The sequence below is a fragment of the Streptomyces sp. NPDC086519 genome, assembly GCF_040686075.1.
GTDB classification, from domain to species: domain Bacteria; phylum Actinomycetota; class Actinomycetes; order Streptomycetales; family Streptomycetaceae; genus Streptomyces; species Streptomyces shenzhenensis.
In genome coordinates, this window is sequence record NZ_JBFBJL010000013.1 from 124,937 (window position 1) to 142,679 (window position 17,743).

A 17,743-nucleotide genomic window follows, 5' to 3' on the forward strand; every position below is an offset into this window, starting at 1 on the left:
GGGCAATATTTCGATCCCGCAAGCCGGTCGCGTAATCTGGCCCCGAAAGAGTCGCGTCCGGAGGCGTGTTGGGAGGCCCCCTCGGTGGCAAAGAGGATCGAGCCAACGGCACGCCAGCTGCGCTTGGCGGTCGAGCTGCGCAGATTGCGGGACGCGGCAGGCCTCACCTCGCGGGAGGCAGCCGTACTGCTCGGGGTGAACGCACCGCAGATCAGCCAGATCGAGTCGGGCCTGGCCGGGGTCAGCGAGAAACGACTGCGGACCCTCGCCGCCAACTATTCTTGCTCGGACGACGAGTTGATCGAGGCCCTGGCGGCCATGACGAAGGACCGCACACGAGGCTGGTGGGAGGAGTACCGGGAGCTGCTGCCGGCGCCTTTCCTCGACCTCGCCGAACTGGAACACCACGCCACGTTCCTGCGGGAGGCGCAGTTCCTGTACATCCCCGGCCTGCTCCAGACAGCGGACTACGCCCGCGCCGTCTACGCGTACCGCACCCCGGAACTCCCACAGACGGAACTGGAGTTGCGGGTGCAGCACCGGCTGCGACGCAAGGTGGTCCTCGACCGCACGCCGTTCGACGCCATCATCCACGAGGCGGCACTGCGCATCATGGTCGGTGACCGCGCAGCCTCGCGAGCCCAACTGGACGAGGTGCTGGAGGTGTCCGAGGCGGACAACGTCACCGTGCGGGTCATCCCCTTCACCGCGGAAGGGTTCGCGGGCGCCGCAAGCGCCATGCTGTACGCGGGCGGCGCCGTACCGAAGCTGGACACGGTTGTGCGGGACGGGCCCAACGGCGCGGCGTACGTCGACTCCGACGGCCAACTCGCCGCTCTTCGAACACTTCTCCGTAAGCTGGAAGCCGCGTCGCTCAACCCCGGCAAGTCACGAGACTTGATCAACCGCGTGGCGAAGGAACTGTGATGCCCATCCCCGGCCTTTGGCACAAGTCGTCCTACTCAAGCTTCGGCGACGGCGACTCCTGCGTAGAGATAGCGAACTCCCCCACCCGCATATCCGTCCGCGACTCCAAGGACCCGGCCGCCGGCACCCTCGCCTTCCCGCCCGCGTCCTTCGTCTCCTTCGTCGAGGCGCTGAAGGACGCGGGCGCGGTCACAGCCCCGTCGGCGCGGGTCCGGTGTGGGTGAGGCGGGCGCGCAGGCGCGCCCCGTCCTGGACGGGAGGGAGGCCGTAGGCGGTCCGGTACTCGCGGTTGAACTGGGTGGCGCTCACGTAGCCGACCGCCTGGGCGATCTGGGCGGCCGTGGCGTCGTCGGCGACCAGACGGCGCCGGGCCTCGTGGAGCCGCAGGTGTTTCTGGTACCTGAGCGGGCTCATGCCGGTGGCCGCCTTGAAGTGCCGGTGCAGGCTGGCCGCGCTCATGTGCGCCACCTCGGCGATCTCGTCGATGCTGAGCGGCTCCGTGTAGCGGGCGCGGATCCAGCGGGCGGCCGCACGGACCCTGGTCGCCGCCGAGTCGGCCACTGACCACTGGCGCAGGACGGGACCGAGGGAGCCGCGCAGCAGCCGGTAGAGGATCTCGCCTTCGACGCGGCCGGCGAGCGGGCGGATGTCCTCCGGGGTGTCGAGGAGCTCGACCCAGCGGACGACCGCGTCGAGGAGTTCGGGGGGCATCGGCGCGCCGATCTGCCCGACCGTGGCCGACGGGGCGGTGTGGCCGGTCTCGTCCAGCTCGACCAGCAGGTCCGTGAGCGCGTTGCCGTCGAGTCGCATGACGGCGGACCGGTAGGGCACCTGCTCCAAGGCGAGGGTGACGGGAACCTCGATGGCGGTGAGCATCATCTCGCCGGGCCGTGCGAACTGGACGAGTTCGCCCGCCGTGATGCGTTTCCGGCCGCCGGCGACGAAGCAGATCATCGGTTCGTACAGCAGGTCCATGGGCTCGATGGGGTCCTCGACGGCGACCACGGAGAGCCGGGGGACCGCGGTGTCCGAGCCCAGCCCCACGCAGTGCCGGTCGATGGCCGCGGCCAGGCGGTCCAGCACGGGGTGCTCCTCCTTCACGGTGAGAGGATCAGGCAATCCTATGCGAGCGGTGGCCCATGACCTCCGCCGGCCGCGTCCCTAGCGTTGAACGCATGGCAGAGCACACCACACACCTCCCCCGGCGCACCCTCGGCACCCAGGGCCTCACGGCCGGGGCGATCGGTCTCGGCACCATGGGCATGACGATGGCGTACGGCGCCCCGGACGAGCGGAGCAGCATCGCCACCCTCCACCGGGCCCACGAACTCGGCGTCACCCTCTTCGACACGGCCGAGCTGTACGGCCTGGGCACCGGCAGCAACGAGCAGCTCCTCGGGCGCGCGGTGCGGGGCTTTCGCGACGAGATCCTGATCGCGACCAAGTTCGGCTTCGACCTCTCCGACCCCGCCCGGATCGGACGCGCCCTGGACAGCCGGCCCGAGCACATCAGGGAGGTGGCCGAGAACAGCCTCCGGCACCTGGGAACGGACCGCATCGATGTGCTGTACCAGCACCGGGTGGACCCCGACGTCCCCATCGAGGATGTGGCGGGTACGGTCGGCGAGCTGATCGCCGAAGGCAAGGTCCGCTACTTCGGCCTGAGCGAGGCCGGGCCCGGGACCATCCGCCGCGCGCACGCGGTGCACCCCGTCTCGGTGCTCCAGACCGAGTACTCGCTGTTCGAGCGGGCCGTGGAGGCCGAGGTGCTGCCCGTGGTCCGGGAGCTGGGCATCGGCTTCGTGCCGTACTCGCCGCTCGGCCGCGGTTTCCTCACCGGTGCTGCCAAGCCGGCCGCGGAGTACGACGCCGACGACATGCGGCGCACCCTGGACGAGCGCTGGCGGCCCGGCAACTACGAGAAGAACGTCGCCGCCGTCCGTGAGCTGACCGAACTGGCTCAGAGCAAGGGCTGGACGGTCACCCAGCTGGCGCTGGCCTGGCTGCTCGCGCAGGGCGACGACATCGTGCCCATTCCCGGCACCCGCAGCCCGAAGCGTCTTGAGGAGAACGTGGCCGCGGCGCACGTCGGCCTCGGCGCCGAGGATCTGGCCCGCGTCCAGGAGATCCTGCCGTACGGCGCGGCCGGCTCCCGCTATCCCGCGGCGATCATGCCGACCTGGCAGTGACCGGGCGGACGGGTTCGGCCGGACCGCAGAGGCGTCGGGCGAACTCGTTGCCTTTCGTCCGGGAGCGGCTGCGGCCGGTCCTCCCCGCGGTTGCGGACCGGCCGGCCGACACGGCCGCGGGCGTCCGGCACCTGGAGCAGGGGCACGCCCGCGGCAGGGCGGTGATCAGGGTGGCGTGAGCAGGGGCTGGGCCGGGCTCGCCACCGCGGCCAGCCGGTGTACGTCCTTCGCCGTTCCGGTGACCCCGGAGAGGAAGCCCTGGGCGCGGGGGGACGCGTGCTCGGTCAGCCAGGCCGGGTCGATGTCGCAGACGGCCACCCGGACGCCCGTGCCGACCAGGGCCAGGGGGAGGGTGTGCACGACCGTGGAGGGGAAGCTGAGGATCGTACGGCCGATGGGGCCGCGGCGGGCGATCAGTTCCAGGGGGAGGTCCGGGCGGACTATCTCCAGGCCCGTCTCGACGGCCAGGCGGTGGAGTTTCTCGGTGCTCTCGCGCCGGTGCGCGAAGTAGCGGGTCGCACCGTGGGCCTTGGCCAGGGTCTGGACGGCCTCCAGGTAGCGGTCGCCGTCCACCACCCCCGTCTCCACCAGGGAGGTGCCGACCATGTCGGCGCCCTTGGTGATGCGCGGCGGACCGAAGCGGGCGCGGGTCCAGCCGAAGTCGTTCGCGGTGACCGTCACTCCCGTCGGCGTCTCCGCCATCGGCATGGAGGAGAAGACCTCCACCCGGCGGTGGGCGCTGGGGGTGAGGCGGCGGCGGGCGGAGGAGGAGACCGGGGCGAAGAGCAGGTCCCGGGCACCGGGTCTGCCGCCCTTGCGGTGCCAGCGGACCAGGCGTTCGCCGCGCGCCAGCTGGGCGACGAACTCCATCGTCGCCGTGCCGTCGTCGACCACGACCAGGTCGCGGGCGCGGGTGATGGTCAGGAGGAGCTGTACGTAACGGGAGAACGGGTCGCCCATCACGATGCGGTCGGCCCGGCGGAGGGAACCCGCCAGGCCGCCGATCGTCTGGAAGGGGGCGGCGGTGCCGCCCCGCGCTTCCTCCCAGCGGACCCGGTGACCCTCGTCCCGGGCCAGGTCCGCCATGCGGCGCAGCTGGCCCCGGGTCATGGGGTCCGTCGGCGACAGGACGACGATCGTGAGTTCCGCGCCGGGTGCGGATATGCCGGACACGGAGCGCCGTACCTGGCCGGGTACGGCGGGCACCGGGTCCGCCGTCCCGCGCCGGGCGCGGACATGCGCCCACTCCAGCACGTTCAGCAGCTGCACCGGACTCTCGACGAACGCGAGTGTGTGGGGGCCGGTGTTCCCGGCGCGGGGGCTCATCGACGTACGACCGTCCCGTCGTCGTAACACATCAATCAGACTCAGACCTGGACCGGCTCACCGGCGGCCGCGGCGATCTCCGCCTCGGCGACGACACCGGTGACGCGGCGCAGCTTCTTCATCGGGCCGAGCTCGGAGTCGTAGACCTTCTTGACGCCGTCGCCGAGGGACTCGGAGATGATGCGGATGTCGCGGACCAGGCGGTTGAGGCCCTGCGGCTCCACGGAGGCGGCCTGGTCGGAGCCCCACATGGCACGGTCGAGGGTGATGTGACGCTCGACGAAGGTGGCGCCGAGCGCGACCGCGGCGAGGGTGGTCTGCAGACCCGTCTCGTGGCCGGAGTAGCCGATCGGCACGTTCGGGTACTCCTTCTCCAGCGTGTTGATCACGCGGAGGTTCAGCTCCTCGGCCTTCGCCGGGTAGGTCGAGGTGGCGTGGCACATGAGGATGTTCTCCGAGCCCAGCACCTCGACCGCGTGGCGGATCTGCTTCGGCGTCGACATGCCCGTGGAGAGGATGATCGAACGGCCGGTGGCGCGCAGCGCCTTCAGGAGCTCGTCGTCCGTGAGGGAGGCGGAGGCGACCTTGTGGGCGGGGACGTCGAACTTCTCCAGGAAGGCGACGGCCTCGGTGTCCCACGGGGAGGCGAACCAGTCGATGCCCCGGGCCCGGCAGTACTCGTCGATCTGACGGTACTCGTCCTCACCGAACTCCACGCGGTGGCGGTAGTCGATGTAGGTCATGCGGCCCCAGGGCGTGTCGCGCTCGATGTCCCACTGGTCGCGCGGGGTGCAGATCTCCGGGGTGCGCTTCTGGAACTTGACGGCGTCACAGCCGGCCTCGGCGGCGACGTCGATCAGCTTGAAGGCGTTCTCCAGCTCACCGTTGTGGTTGATGCCGATCTCGCCGCAGATGTAGACGGGCTTGCCGGGGCCGACCTCACGGGAACCGAACTGGCGCAGACGGGAGTTGCTCATGACTGTGGGGTGTCCTTACTTGGGGAGGGAATCGAGAGAGGGGCCGAGGATCCAGCTGGCGATCTCTCGGATCGCGCCGTCACCGCCGGGGAGGGTGGTGACCGCGCGTGCGGCGCCGCGTACGACGTCGTGGGCGCTCGCGACCGCCACGGGCCAGCCGGCTACGGCGAAGCACGGGAGGTCATTGACGTCGTTGCCGACGTAGAGCACGCGCTCGGGAGCGATGCCCTGCTCCTCGCACCACTGCTTCAGGGCGAGGTCCTTGCGGTCGATACCGTGCAGGACCGGGATCTTCAGCTTCCGGGCCCGCGCGGCGACGACCGGGTTCTGCTCCGTGGACAGGACCAGCATCTTCAGCCCGCTCTTTCGCAGGGCGGCGATGCCGAGTCCGTCGCCGCGGTGCACGGAGACGAACTCCTTTCCATCGGCGTCGATCAGCACCCGGTCGTCGGTCTGGGTGCCGTCGAAGTCCAGTACGACCGCGTCGACGTCGTCGGCGGTCGGCAGCGCGCCGGGGCGGTCCGCGTCGAAGAGCGGGGCCAGGGCGCGGGCGCGCGCGAGGTCGTGCGGGTCGTCGATCTCCAGCACGCGCGCGGGGTCGGTGCGCACCAGTTCGGTGTGGCCGAAGAAGCGGTGCTGGTGCTCGCGGAAGCCGTCCGCGCGCATCGCGTAGGCGGCGCCGGTCTCCAGGAAGTCCTGGGGGCGGTCCTGGCGGCGCGGGCGGAACGACTTGTCGTGGTTGACGCCGAAGCCGCCGCTGACCGGGGCCTCGTCGCCGTCACCGGCAGCCGCTGCCGGGACCGGCGCGTGCACCTCGTCGCGCCAGACGAAGCCGTGGAAGGGGGCCACGGTCAGGGCCGTGTCGGCGCCGTTCTCGACGACCGCGCCGGCCACCCCGTCGAGGTCCTCGCGGATGATGAACGGGCTGGTGCACTGCACGAGCAGGACCACGTCGACCGGGGCGCCGTGCAGCGCCTCGTGGGCGTCCATGGCGTGCAGGACGGCGGCCTCGGAGGTGGCGGTGTCACCGGCGATGGCGGCGGGGCGCAGCACGACCTCGGCGCCGGCCGAGCGGGCGGCCGCGGCGATCGCCTGGTCGTCGGTGGAGACGACCACGTCGGTCACCAGGCGGGAGGCGCGGCACTCGCGGACCGCGCGGGCGACCAGCGGGACGCCGCCGACCGGGGCGAGGTTCTTCGCGGGCACGCCCTTGGAGCCGCCCCGGGCGGGGATCACGGCGAGGACGCGGGGCACTACGGCCGCTTCTGGGTGGGGCATCGGCTCTGTTCCTTCGATTCCGTCAGACGCCGACGACGTCTGGCGCGGGATCCGGTCGCTCACAGCTCTCCCATTCGTCGGATCACGGGGGCCACCCGCTGGACGCCGTGGCGGTAGGCGCCGCGTGCGGCCCGGCGCACGATCTGGCGGACGGGGCCCGGGGCCTTGTCGGCGGCGGGCGCGCCCGGGAGCGGGGCGCCGTCGGGGCCGAGGTGGTGGCGGGCCAGGATGCCGGGCAGGTAACCGGACGCGGTCTCGGTGGTGTAGTAGGGGTTCAGGGGCGGCAGCCCGCCGGGCCGTGCCAGCAGCTTCGCGATGCGTTCGCGGGCCGCGTCGAAGGCGGTGGCGTAGCTGCCGTCGGCGGCGACGCCCTGCCGTGAGACCCACTCCGCGTCGGGCACCGGGCGGTGTCCGACGTCGAGCTGGTCCCAGGAGGCGAGGCAGCCGGAGCCGACGAAGTGGTGGTTGCCGAGCGCCTCGCGGATGCCGAGGTCGGTGAGGACGACGGTCGGGATCCGGCGGTGCAGGGACTCCAGGGCGGCCGTCGAGCTCATCGTGACCAGGAGGTCGGTGCGGTCGAGCACCTCGCCCATGTGGCCGTAGACCAGCCGGAAGTTGGCGGGCACGTCCTTGCCCTGGACCAGCTTCTGGTACGGCAGTTCCTCGATGTGGGTGGTGTGCTCGCCGGGCTTGGAGCGCAGCTTGAGCAGCACCTCCCGCTCGGGGTGCCTGCGGGCGTGCTGGATCAGCCGGTTGAGCAGGTAGGTACGGTCCTTGCGGCTGTCGGGGACCGAGGGCTGGGCGGCGAACACCACCGTGTAGGGGTCGTGTTCGCCTTCGTAGGGCGCCCCGCCGAGGAACGGCAGCGCGACCTCGGTCACCGACGAGGAGTCGGCGCCGACCCCGTCGTACACCGCCCGGAAACGCTCGGCGTCCTGGCGGGAGTTGGCGAGGACGAGGTCCGCGCCGTGCCGCAGCAGCAGTCCGTCGGCGAGCTTCTCGTAGACGACGCCGACGTAGCCGGTGACGACGACGGGCCGCCGCTCCCGGCCGGCCCAGACGCTGCGCAGCCCGTGCAGCATGGCCTGCGTGCCGCCGCCGACGAGGGAGAGGACGAGGATGTCGTACGACTGCTGTTCCATCTCTCTGAGGAACTCGACGGCCGTGACCTCGCGGAGCGAGTCCGCGTGGACGCCGACTTCCTGGAGCTGGCGGGCGGTGGGGGTGGCACGGCCCCGCAGGAGGTAGCCGTCGAGCCGGATGTCCGGACTGTCGGTTTCGCCGGGGATCAGGCGCTTCGCGGTGAGCGCCCCCCACTTCCACCGAGTGTCGGAATCCGCCAGGACGGCCACCCGCAGGGACTTCGTTGCACTTGCTGGCACACCGGAGACGCTAGGAAGCCATTCCGAGAATCTCCCGAACCCGAATCCAACAAAAGGTTAACAACACATCGCCGAATGGCGAATCAGCCCGGGATTGCCCGCCGAAAAGCCCTGGTTCACAGCTTCGCCATGTGTCGTTCACCTCGAATCAAGGCAACAGTCAAGACGGATGACGGGCGTCCGCCTAACGTCCTCCACGTGGTCAAGCTCTCCGTCATCGTGCCGTTCTACAACGTGCAGCAATACGCGCCCGACACCCTGAGGAGCCTGCGCGCGAACGCGCGTGAGGACTTCGAATTCATTCTCGTCGACGACTGCTCGACCGACGGGACACCAGAGATTCTCGCGCGAGCAGAGCGCGAGCTCCCAGGCGCGGTCCATGTCAGACACGAGCAGAACGGGGGGCTGGCCACCGCGCGCAACACCGGCATCGACCGGGCACGCGGCGCATACGTCACCTTCCTGGACGGCGACGACTGGCTGGCACCGGGCTACTACCCGCGGCTGGTCGACGCGATCGAGTCGCTGGGCTGCGACTTCGTCCGCACCGACCATGTCCAGTGCACCGCGCGCGCCCGGGCCGTGCACCGGGTGCCGGTCGGCCGCCGCAACGTGGTGATGAACCCGCGGGAGGCCATCCTGCCCGCCGACCGGTCCACCTCCGTCGACTACGCCTACGCCTGGGCGGGCGTCTACCACCGCCGTCTGGTGGACAAGGGGCTCGTGCATTTCACGGACGGGCTGCGCACGGCCGAGGACCGGCCGTGGATCTGGAAACTGCACCGGGAGGCCGAGTCCTTCGCGGTGGTGAACCTGCTCGGCGTCTTCTACCGGCGTGGCGTAGCCTCTTCACTCACACAGATCGGCGACGTCCGTCAGCTCGATTTCATTCGCGCGTTCGACCAGGTGATCGAGGAAACGGCACAGGACGCCGACGCGAAGGAACTCCTGCCGAAGGCCGTCCGCACGTATTGCGCCATCATTTCCCATCACCTGGGATCCATCGAAAGGTTCGAGCCCGCGGTGGCGAAGAAGCTTAAATCCATGAGTGCCGCTGCCCTGCGGCGCATGCCGCAGGACGTGCTGGACGAGGCCCTGGACTCCATGGACCTCCAGCGTGCCACCAAGCTGCGCCGGCTGCGCCGCCGTCCCGCCCCCGCGGGAGCCGCCGCGTGACCACCCAGATCTTCCAGGCGTCCACCCTCTACGGCACGGCCACCCTCGCCGCCGCCCTGGACTCCGGCGCCTTCCGCCCGGCCGACCGGCGCATCCTGCTGGTCTGCAACAACGCGGCGGCCCCCGAGACCACCCCGGGCCTGGACGAGGCGCCCGGCTTCGAGCGGCTGCGCGACCGCTTCGACGAGGTGATCTCGTACAACGAGACGATCTTCCCGTTCCACCCGGGCGGCTGGGCCCCGCGCGTCGATGACATGCCCCTGTGGGAACGCTTCCTGCGCCACGAGTGGCGGCTCGGCGACGACGACGTCGAGTTCGCCGTCGAGTCGATCCAGGTCAACCCCTCGCTCAGCCTCACCCAGATCTTCAACGGCGCCCCCGTCACGGTCTACGCCGACGGTCTGATGAGCTACGGCCCGACCCGGAACAAGATCGACCCGCTGGTCGGCACCCGCGTCGACCGGGTCCTCCACCTCGACCTGGTGCCGGGCCTCAAGCCGATACTGCTCACCGAGTTCGGCGTCCCCGCCGAGGTGGTACCGACCGCGGCGTTCACCAAGGTGCTGGCCGAACTCGCGCCCAGCGGCGACGAGTTGCCGCCGATCGAGGAACCGGCCCTGCTGCTCGGCCAGTACCTCTCCGCGCTCGAGATCCTCACTCCGGAGCAGGAGGAGAGCCTGCACGTCCGGATGTTGCGGGGCGCCGTCGAACTCGGCCACACCAAGATCGTGTTCAAGCCCCACCCCTCCGCCCCGGCCCGGTTCGCCCGGACCCTGGAGCAGGAGGCCGAGAAGCTCAAGGCCGACCTCACCGTCCTGGACACCACGGTCCTCGCCGAGGTGCTCTACCAGCGGATGCGTCCCGCCCTGGTCGTCGGCTGCTTCTCCACCGCGCTGCTCACCGCGTCCGCGCTGTACGGCCTGCCGACCGCCCGCGTCGGCACCGACATCCTCCTCGACAAGCTCACCCCGTACGAGAACAGCAACCGCGTCCCGGTCACCGTCGTCGACGCGCTGGTGCCGGCCCTGAGCGACCGCCAGGCGGTCGAGGCACAGCGCCCGCGGATGAGCGTCGAGGAACTCGGCCGGCTGATCGGCGCGGTCGGCTTCGCCATGCAGCCGAAGATCTATCCGCAGCTGCGCGCGGAGACCGTGCGTTACCTGACGAAGCATCTGAACGACACGACCATCCGCTACTTCAAGCGCAGACGCCTGACCTCGCTCGGGCTGCCCGGCGGGGTGCCCGCGCAGCTGGCGTTCCTGCCACGCAACGCGACCGTCCGCCGGATGGCCCGCAGGGCACGCAACCTGCGGCGGGGCGTGCGCCGGTAGGCGTTGCGCCGAGCGCTCCGCTGGAAGCCGCCGGGTCATGTCGTCGGTCGGCTGCGGCGCCGTCGTGGCTGGTCGCGCCCACGCGGCGGTAGCCGCATATCCCATACAGCCCCGCGCCCCCAGGCGGCGGCCGCGCCGCCGATCAGGGGCGGGTCCCGATCAGGGGCCCGCCCCTTCGGTGTCATCGGCCCAGGATCTTCTTGATCGTGGCCGCGTTCTCCTGGGTGACCTTCCACAGCTGTTCCTGCCGGTCGTGCACGTCGGCGACGGTGCGGCTGTGGTTGTCGAGGATGCCGAGGGCGCGTTCGGTGAGGACGTCGCCGAGCTCCCGCTCGTGCACAGAGACGCCCCACTCGGGGCGCTCGATGTCGCCCAGGAAGTACGCCATCTTCGGGTGCGAGATCAGCGAGATGATCGGCGTGCCGACCCCGAACGGGATCATGCCGGCGTGCCCGCGCATGCCGATGACCAGGCGGGTCCTGGCGTACGCCGCACGGATCTCGTCGTTGGAGAAGTCGTACATCGGGATCACCGGCAGCGAGATGCCGTGCTCGCGGCGCAGGTCGAAGGCGATCTTCTCGTCGTCGAGGGAGTGCGCGACGCACTTGACCTCGGTGTGCTCGCCGATCTTGCGGACGGCCTTGGCCATCTCGGCGAGGAAGTGGCCGTAGTCGTGGCCGAAGCGCAGCCCCGCGCGGTCGTAGGCCGCGTTGAGCATGACCGTGTCCTCGCGGTACACCGGGTCGGTCCAGCCGGCCACCAGCTGGCGCATGACCGTGGTGGGGCAGGGCTGGAAGACGACCTTGTCCTGGAGCTCCGGCGGGAGCATGCCGCGGACCTTGGCGATGGAGCCGTGGTTGCGCAGACCGAAGAAGGAGGACTTCTCCACCAGCAGCCGCAGGCTGTCGTTGAACCGCTTGGCCCGGTAGGACTGGCCGTCGAAGGCGTTGAAGCCGACCGCGTAGACCATGATCGGGACGTCGATGGCGCGCAGGTGCTCGTCCGGGACGTTCCACTGCCAGGCGCTGTTGCCGTTGGGCATGGTGTCCGGGATGAACAGACCGCCGCCGCCGATGACCAGGCCCCGGCGGGCGTTGACGCGCTCCAGGGCGGCCTTGTCGAAGTACCGGTGGGCGTGCACGGAGTGCCAGCGCCGGGAGGTGGTGTCCGGGCCGAAACCGAGCCGGACGGTCTCCGGGAGCAGCTTGTCGCCCGCGTTGCCCTGCCGGTCCATGTAGAACGCGACGTGCGCCAGCTGGTCCTCGGCGCTGCCCTGCTCCTGGGAGGGGACGGCGGCCGCGCGCTGGGCCCACAGGCGGCTGGAGCGGTGGGTGGGGTCGACGGTGAGGCCGGCGGTGGCGTACCTGAGGGCCTCGGTGTTGTCGCCGTGCACCCAGGCGATCTGGGCGAGCCGCGCGAAGGCGGTGGCGGCCCGGTTGGGGGCGGCGGTCGCGAGCAGCAGCTGGGTCTTGGCCTCGTCGTAGCGGGAGACGCTCATCAGGGCGTGCCCGAGCACCTCGTGCGGCCAGGCCTCGTCCAGCGGGATGCGGACGCCGCCGAGCACGTCCACGGCGTCCTGGTAGTCGCCGTTCGCGATGTGCGCGGCGGCCACCCTGCGGGCGATCTCGACGTCACCGGTGCGCTTGACGTGCGGGGTGCCGAAGTGGACGACCAGGTCGTGGTGGAGGCCGCCGGAGGAGGCGAAGTAGGCCGCGTGGAACTCGGCGTCGGTCATCTCGAACTCGCGCCAGCGGTCCTCGGCCTGCGAGTAGCCGGACTCACCGCCCTGCCAGGGCTTGTGACGCCCGGTGAAGTGCAGGATCTTGGTGTCCTCCGGGACCGGGAGGTCGCCGGACAGCCGCCGCTTGACGAAGTTGTACTTGGCGTCGAGGCGGACGAAGTCGCCGTCCAGGACGGCGTTCAGGATGCCCTGGTCGTGCTTGTCCAGCTCGTAGTCTCCGCTGCGGCCGGTCTTGTCGATCTTCGCGCAGAACTCGTCGGACAGGTACTCCTTCTGGATCACCAGGAGACCGGAGTTCAGCTTGTGCTGCCCGTAGAAGAACTGCGGGACGGCCGCGAGCCCCTCGCGCAGTTCCAGGAGCTCGCCGAGACCACCGAGGACGACCATGTCGGTGTCCAGGGTGATGACGGTGTCGTAGTCGCGCAGCCGGAAGATGTCGAGGATGAAGTACGCCTTGCGGACCAGGTAGTTGTCCTGGTCGCCCTTGACGTACGAGTCGTAGTGCGTGTCGTCGACCCGCTGGAGCACGATGCGCGGGTGCAGGGCCCGGATCTTCGCGACGGACGCCGGGCGCAGGTCGTCGTAGAGCACGACGAAGTCCTCGCAGATGCCCGGGTTGGACAGGGCGAGGCTGCGCAGCAGGACCAGGAAGCCGGGCAGGTAGTTCTCGTCCACGTAGGACGCGAACGCGATCCGGCGCTTCTTGGTGAGAGCGCTCGCGTCGGTGTTCGGTATCGCCGGGGTGAAGGTGGTCGTCATCGCAGGGAGATCCTCATGTCGGTCACGCTCTGGGCCCGCTGCATGACCCAATCCTTCTCGCTGGTGTATTCGTGCACGGAGGTGATGGCCAGCTTCATTGCCTCCTGCACGCGGTAGGCGCCGCTCTCGTAGAAGTCGAAGCCGATCAAATCCAGGGTCGGGCTGACGTCCAGGAAGTCCAGCAGCCACAGCATGTTGAACCCGGAGGTCGGGATACCCGACCACGTGTCGGTGCTGATCTGCCCGATGTTGCGCATCGGCCAGCGCAGCGACTCGTCGCCGAGGTACTTCTGCGCGCCGGGCACCAGCTTGTTGCGCAGCGAGTGCTTCCAGTCACCCGAGACACCGCCGAAGATCAGCCGGGTGGTCACCGGCTTCTCCCAGTTGAAGGCGTGCTTGTGGATGCTGACGTGGATGTCGGTGCGCTCGCCGGTGTGCTCCGGGTCGATCTTGTACGAGTTGAAGCGCACGACCAGGTCGTAGTCGTCGATCTGCTTGCCGATGCCGCTCGCGCCCACCCGGCCCGAGTTGGCGATCAGGCAGACCGACTTGCCGGCGATCTGGTTGCGGAACTCGCCGAGGCTGATCCACCGCACGCCGTCGACCGTCGGGTCGGCGACCGGGCCGCGCATCCGCACCCTGCGCTGCTCTGCGTAGATCGCGACGGCCTCGGCGAGGCCGGCGTCGTTGCCCTCGGCCAGCCGCAGGTCCAGGTACTGGCTGAGCAGCTCCTGCCGGTCGTTGACCGGCGCCTCGTCCTCGGCGAGGGCGAGCAGCGCGCCGACCAGGCGGGGCTCGGCGGCCCGCCAGTCGCCTGCGGCCTGCAGGGCGAGGCCCTCGGCCCAGGTGGCGGTGGCGGGCCCGCGGACGTGGTCCGCGGCCGCCGGCACCTGGCGCTTGAGGAGGGCGAGGAGTTCGCCTTCGCGTTCGGCGGCGCGGCGCATACCGGAGATCCGGTTGGCGACGCCGAAGCCGTCGTCGGTGGTGAGTTCGAGGTAGCGCTCGTAGGCCTCGACGGCTTCCTGCTCCTCGCCGAGTCCCTCCAGGATGCGGGCGCGCAGCCGCCAGCCGGCGCGGGAGTTCTTGCGCTGGGCGAGGACGGTGTCGCTGATCACCAGGGCGAGGTTCAACTCGTCGTGGTAACCGCACTCCAGGGCCTTGTTGGCAACCGCGAGCAGAGCGTCCAGCAGGTCGTTGTTGATCCCGCCCGAGGGGCTCGCCGCGCCCTTGACGGCGCGCTTGAGAAGCGCCGTCGCGCCGCCGGCCGAGGCGGGGGCGGATGCGGTGGTGCCTTCCATGGCGACGACCACCAGCAGCTTGCGCAGCTGCTCCGCCAGTTCCGCGCGCCGGCGGTCGAGGCTGCCGACCACTTTCCCGCTGTGCACGGCGCAGGCGTGCAGGCAGTCGTCCAGCTCCCCTCCGCGCGCAGGTGCCCGCCTGTTCTGGACCCTCGTCATAGCTCTCCTGTTTTTACCAAGCAAAGCTTGTGTAATGGCTGTGTGTGGTGTGGTGACGCGCACCGGGGGGATGGATGGAGAAACTAGGAAGTAAAAACGACTGTATGGTTAACGAATCTCAAAGAGTAAGAGAATGGTTAGCGGGTTCACCGCGCACTTTCTATGATTCCCCCAGGTGACGGTAAGGGGTCCCCACGTCCCGGGGATTTCGCGAACAGATCGGATGATTAACGGCCCGGCCTCGGGTAGGCGTCTCGGACCATGTCACTTTCGCCTCCCGCGCTGGCGCCCTCGCCTGCGAAGATCCCGGTCGTCCCGGCCCGCCCCGGGCACCCCCGCCCCCGACTTCTCGCCCTCGACGGACTGCGGCTCGCCGCCGCCCTGATGGTCTGCCTCTACCACTACGCCGGCCGCGGCGGAGTCGTCTCCGCGTCCTGGCACCAGAACCCCGCCCACGTCTTCCCGACCCTGTCCAGGGCGGCCGTCTACGGCTGTCTCGGCGTCCAGTTCTTCTTCGTCATCAGCGGCTTCGTGATCTGCATGAGCAGTTGGGGCCGCTCCCTCGGCGACTTCTTCCGCTCCCGGGTCGCCCGCCTCTACCCCGCGTACTGGGTCGCGCTGGTGCTGGTCACCGGGGCGTCCCTGGCGCTGCCCGCGGTGGTGCACCCGGTGCGACTCGACGAGTTCCTGGTCAACCTGACCATGCTGCAACAGCCGCTGGGCGTACCGCGCGTGCTGGGCGTCTGCTGGACCCTCTGGGTCGAGGTGCGCTTCTACGCCCTGTTCGCACTGGCCGTCGTCCTGCCGGGCGTCACCTACCGCAGGGTGGTGCTGTTCTGCTCGGTGTGGACGCTGGCCGCCGTGCTGTCCACCGCGGCCGGCGGCCCCTGGGCCGAACTGGTCGTGATGCCCGAGTACGCGCCGTACTTCGTCGGCGGCCTGGCCCTCTATCTCGTGCACCGCTTCGGCAACCGGCTGCTGCCCTGGGGGATCGTGGCGCTCTCCTGGGTGCTCGGCACGCGTACGGCCGCCCAGGGGCTGTGGCAGGCGGGGGCGCCCCGGGACCCGTACGTCGTGATGCTCGTCGTCACCCTCGCCTTCGCCGCGGTCGCCGCGGTGGCGGCGGGCTGGACGCGCTGGGCGGCCTGGCCCTGGCTGACCACGGCCGGGGCGCTGACGTACCCCTTCTACCTGGTCCACGAGCACCTGGGCTGGTTCGTGATCCGGGTGCTGCACCGGGCGTGGGGGCTGCCGCCGTGGCCGACGCTCGCGGTGACGGTCCTCGCGATGCTGGGGCTCGCCTGGCTGATCCACCGGTTCGCGGAGACCCGGTTCGGGCCGCGGTTGAGAACAGCGCTGAAGACGCCTTGACCCGATTCGACATCCCCTTCTCTTCCACTCTCGGGTGTTGGCCCGCCGTTCATCTGCTCTTGGGTTTCAAAGCGGCACGGCGGGCAGGCACTTTGGAACCCTGCACACACAGCCATTCCGCAGGGATTCCACAGACTTTCGCATCGCATACCGAGGGAGTGCCTTCTCCGCATGGCCGCCACCACCCAGGAAACGACCCCGCTGCCCCGCCGCCTCGACGACGTCCCCGGCTGGTTCCCCGTGCTCGACCAGTTGCTCTTCGACTGGTTCCTGAACCGCCAGGAGAAGGCCGGCCTGCGGGGCGACCTGCTGGAGGTGGGGGTCTACATGGGCAAGAGCGCGATCTTCACCGGCAGGCATCTGCGGCCGGGCGAGACGTACACCGTGTGCGACCTCTTCGAGGGCGACGCCCCGGACGACGCCAACCAGGCGGAGTCGACGAAGTCCTACAGCAAACTCACCCGGCGCGTCTTCGAACAGAACTACCTGGCCTTCCACGACGAATTGCCCCGCGTGCTACAGGGCCCCAGCTCGCTGGTCGCCACCGAAGTGGCACCCGGTTCCTGCCGGTTCGTGCACATCGACGCCTCGCACCTGTACGAGCACGTGCACGGTGACATAGGGGCGGCGCGCGAACTGCTCCTGCCCGACGGCATCGTGGTCCTCGACGACTTCCGCTCCGAGCACACGCCCGGCGTCTCCATAGCGGCCTGGGAGGCGGTGCTCAACCGCGACCTGAACCCGATATGCCTCAGCACCCAGAAGCTGTACGGCACCTGGGGCGACGCCGGACCGGTGCAGGAGGAACTGATCAAGATGATCCAGGCGCGGACCGACTGCCATCTGAGCACGCAGGAGGCGGCGGGGCACCGGATCATACGGCTGAAGTCGAAGGGGATGCGAGCGCCGGAGTTCCCGTTCTCACGGTACGCGGACACACCGGACGCACCTGAGGCCCCGGAGCCGGCCCCCGCACCCGCGGCATCCCCCGCATCCCCCGCGGCCCCCGCGGCATCCCGTCGACGGAGCCGCGTCCGGCGTATCGCGGCGGACCTGCTGCCCCCGGTGCTCACCCGGGCCCTCCGCAGGGCGATGAAGTAGCGCCGGCGGGACCGCCACCGCAGCCGCACCGCTTGTACCGTGCATCCGATCTTCTAGCGGGTCAGGTCTGCGGGGGCGCTACAGATACCGCGCCCCGATCCCCGCGATGACCACTTCCAGGCCCTCCTCGAAGTGGTGGTCGTAGTCGGCGAAGATCTCCCTGCCCGCCGCCGCCGCCAGCGGGAAGTCGGCCAGCAGGCGGGCACGTTCCTCCACGTCGTACCCCTCCCGGCGCTCGCCCGGGAGGGGCTCGACGCCCTGTTCCTCGGTCACGAAACCGATCGTGTAGGCGTTCACCGTCAGGCCCGCCGCCACCGCCTGGGCGAGGGTGAAGCCGGCCTCCGCCAGGACGCGCAGGTTCGCCTCCTGTTCATGGGCGTGGTCGATGCCCGTGAAGCGTGAGCCGCTGTAGACCTTGGCGCCGTCCCGGTAGCCGAGGAGGGCAGTACGCAGTCCCCGGCCGGACTTGCGCAGCCGGTCCTGCCAACTGTCGGCGGGATCGAGCTCGGTGCTCGCGACCATACGGCGGTACATCTCCGTCGCCATCTCGTCGAGCAGCGCCTGCTTGTCCTTGAAGTGCCAGTACAGGGCCGGGGCCTTGACGTCGAGTTCCCTGGCGATGGCCCGGAGGGTCAGGCCGTCGAGACCGGTCTCGTTCAGCAGGCGCAGGGCGGTGTCGGCGACCCGCCTGCGGTCGAGGGGTGCACGTCTTTCCGTACTCACGCTTG

15 protein-coding genes are annotated in these 17,743 nt (G+C 70.2%); 7 read left to right on the forward strand and 8 right to left on the reverse strand.

All coding sequences use genetic code 11. The annotated features are described in order from the left end of the window. The first annotated feature begins 84 nt into the window (after nucleotides 1-84). Nucleotides 85-927 (forward strand): helix-turn-helix transcriptional regulator, encoded by an 843-nt coding sequence (locus tag AB0P24_RS15060; protein ID WP_365793926.1) that lies wholly within the window; start codon nucleotides 85-87, stop codon nucleotides 925-927. Beyond that, nucleotides 927-1,151: a DUF397 domain-containing protein gene (locus AB0P24_RS15065; protein WP_365793928.1), complete on the forward strand. Its 225-nt coding sequence runs from the start codon at nucleotides 927-929 to the stop codon at nucleotides 1,149-1,151. Before AB0P24_RS15060 ends, AB0P24_RS15065 begins: the two co-directional genes overlap by 1 nt. On the opposite strand, the gene AB0P24_RS15070 is transcribed toward AB0P24_RS15065, so the two are convergent. After that, nucleotides 1,117-2,010 (reverse strand): AraC family transcriptional regulator, encoded by an 894-nt coding sequence (locus AB0P24_RS15070; RefSeq protein ID WP_365794026.1) that lies wholly within the window; start codon nucleotides 2,008-2,010, stop codon nucleotides 1,117-1,119. The two genes, AB0P24_RS15065 and AB0P24_RS15070, sit on opposite strands and share 35 nt — an antisense overlap. 92 nt (nucleotides 2,011-2,102) lie before the next feature. Between AB0P24_RS15070 and AB0P24_RS15075 the strand changes: the two genes are divergently transcribed. Continuing rightward, nucleotides 2,103-3,116, forward strand: a complete 1,014-nt coding sequence (locus AB0P24_RS15075) for an aldo/keto reductase (protein WP_365793930.1) — start codon at nucleotides 2,103-2,105, stop codon at nucleotides 3,114-3,116. Nucleotides 3,117-3,281: 165 nt separating this feature from the next. Here the strand turns inward: AB0P24_RS15075 and AB0P24_RS15080 are convergent, their stop codons facing one another. From AB0P24_RS15080 to AB0P24_RS15095, 4 genes are read right to left on the reverse strand one after another with little or no spacing between them, the layout of a single operon-like run. Then, nucleotides 3,282-4,442, reverse strand: a complete 1,161-nt coding sequence (locus AB0P24_RS15080) for a hypothetical protein (RefSeq protein ID WP_365793932.1) — start codon at nucleotides 4,440-4,442, stop codon at nucleotides 3,282-3,284. A 41-nt stretch (nucleotides 4,443-4,483) separates the two neighbouring features. Next, a complete protein-coding gene (locus AB0P24_RS15085; RefSeq protein ID WP_365793934.1) occupies nucleotides 4,484-5,419 on the reverse strand; it encodes an N-acetylneuraminate synthase family protein in 936 nt (311 codons plus the stop codon). Between the two features lie 15 nt (nucleotides 5,420-5,434). Further along, entirely contained in the window at nucleotides 5,435-6,697 is a 1,263-nt protein-coding gene (locus AB0P24_RS15090; protein ID WP_365793936.1) for an N-acylneuraminate cytidylyltransferase, read from the reverse strand. A 59-nt stretch (nucleotides 6,698-6,756) separates the two neighbouring features. Next, nucleotides 6,757-8,079: a DUF6716 putative glycosyltransferase gene (locus tag AB0P24_RS15095; protein ID WP_365793938.1), complete on the reverse strand. Its 1,323-nt coding sequence runs from the start codon at nucleotides 8,077-8,079 to the stop codon at nucleotides 6,757-6,759. Nucleotides 8,080-8,277: 198 nt separating this feature from the next. On the opposite strand from AB0P24_RS15095, the gene AB0P24_RS15100 reads away from it, so the two are divergent. After that, nucleotides 8,278-9,255 (forward strand): glycosyltransferase family 2 protein, encoded by a 978-nt coding sequence (locus AB0P24_RS15100; RefSeq protein ID WP_365794028.1) that lies wholly within the window; start codon nucleotides 8,278-8,280, stop codon nucleotides 9,253-9,255. Beyond that, nucleotides 9,252-10,586: an alpha-2,8-polysialyltransferase family protein gene (locus AB0P24_RS15105; RefSeq protein ID WP_365793940.1), complete on the forward strand. Its 1,335-nt coding sequence runs from the start codon at nucleotides 9,252-9,254 to the stop codon at nucleotides 10,584-10,586. Before AB0P24_RS15100 ends, AB0P24_RS15105 begins: the two co-directional genes overlap by 4 nt. Before the next feature lie 181 nt (nucleotides 10,587-10,767). Here the strand turns inward: AB0P24_RS15105 and AB0P24_RS15110 are convergent, their stop codons facing one another. Both AB0P24_RS15110 and AB0P24_RS15115 read right to left on the reverse strand, forming a co-directional pair. Then, nucleotides 10,768-13,086 (reverse strand): glycosyltransferase, encoded by a 2,319-nt coding sequence (locus AB0P24_RS15110; protein ID WP_365793942.1) that lies wholly within the window; start codon nucleotides 13,084-13,086, stop codon nucleotides 10,768-10,770. Further along, nucleotides 13,083-14,543, reverse strand: coding sequence for a glycosyltransferase family 29 protein (locus AB0P24_RS15115; protein ID WP_365793944.1), 1,461 nt, complete (start codon nucleotides 14,541-14,543; stop codon nucleotides 13,083-13,085). The genes AB0P24_RS15110 and AB0P24_RS15115 overlap by 4 nt, the downstream gene beginning before the upstream one ends. Nucleotides 14,544-14,804: 261 nt before the next feature. Here AB0P24_RS15115 and AB0P24_RS15120 point away from each other — a divergent pair, with 261 nt between their 5' ends. Together AB0P24_RS15120 and AB0P24_RS15125 are read left to right on the forward strand one after the other, a co-directional pair. Continuing rightward, nucleotides 14,805-15,914, forward strand: a complete 1,110-nt coding sequence (locus AB0P24_RS15120; RefSeq protein WP_365793946.1) for an acyltransferase — start codon at nucleotides 14,805-14,807, stop codon at nucleotides 15,912-15,914. 171 nt (nucleotides 15,915-16,085) lie between these two features. Continuing rightward, nucleotides 16,086-17,015: a class I SAM-dependent methyltransferase gene (locus AB0P24_RS15125; RefSeq protein ID WP_365793948.1), complete on the forward strand. Its 930-nt coding sequence runs from the start codon at nucleotides 16,086-16,088 to the stop codon at nucleotides 17,013-17,015. Nucleotides 17,016-17,093: 78 nt separating this feature from the next. Here the strand turns inward: AB0P24_RS15125 and AB0P24_RS15130 are convergent, their stop codons facing one another. Beyond that, nucleotides 17,094-17,738, reverse strand: a complete 645-nt coding sequence (locus AB0P24_RS15130; RefSeq protein ID WP_365793950.1) for a TetR/AcrR family transcriptional regulator C-terminal domain-containing protein — start codon at nucleotides 17,736-17,738, stop codon at nucleotides 17,094-17,096. Between the last annotated feature and the right edge of the window lie 5 nt (nucleotides 17,739-17,743).